General features: G+C 75.3%; 1 pseudogene. It reads right to left on the bottom strand.

Annotation, left to right across the window (positions count from 1 at the left end):
• Positions 1 to 361: pseudogene (locus AUL38_RS03220) on the bottom strand (protoporphyrinogen oxidase); the annotation flags it as partial.
• Positions 362 to 469 lie beyond the last annotated feature (108 nt).

Genomic DNA, 469 nt, shown 5'->3' with positions numbered 1-469 from the left:
TGGGGCCGGGAGGGGCACCGACGTGCCAGGGTTGCCTCGCCCAGTCGACGATGTGCTCGGGCGCGATGGCGATGCCGAGGATCGCGCCCGCGTCCCTGCGGGCGAGGGCGACGGCCTCGTCGTCGCTGAGCCCCGCGGTCTCGGGGGCGAGTCCCGCGCGCCCGTACGACAACCGCAAAACGTGTGTGCCGGGGGCGACGTGCGCGGCACGGTCCGGCCACTTCGCAGTGACGTGCGTGAGCGCCTTCGCCGCGATGGGCCCGCTCGTCCTCGAACCGCTCCCCGCTCCGGGGGCGACGAGTGCGCCGGTGCCGCGGGGAGCTGCGTCGAGTCGGACATCGGCGACCGCGAGCGCGATCACCTCGATGGCGTGCTGCGCGGGCGGGTCCTGGGGCCGGGAGGGGCACCGACGTGCCAGGGTTGCCTCGCCCAGTCGACGATGTGCTCGGGCGCGATGGCGATGCCGAGG

It is taken from the genome of Leucobacter sp. G161, assembly GCF_001482305.1.
Taxonomy (GTDB): Bacteria; Actinomycetota; Actinomycetes; order Actinomycetales; family Microbacteriaceae; genus Leucobacter.
This window is presented reverse-complemented; position numbering and strand designations above follow the sequence as displayed.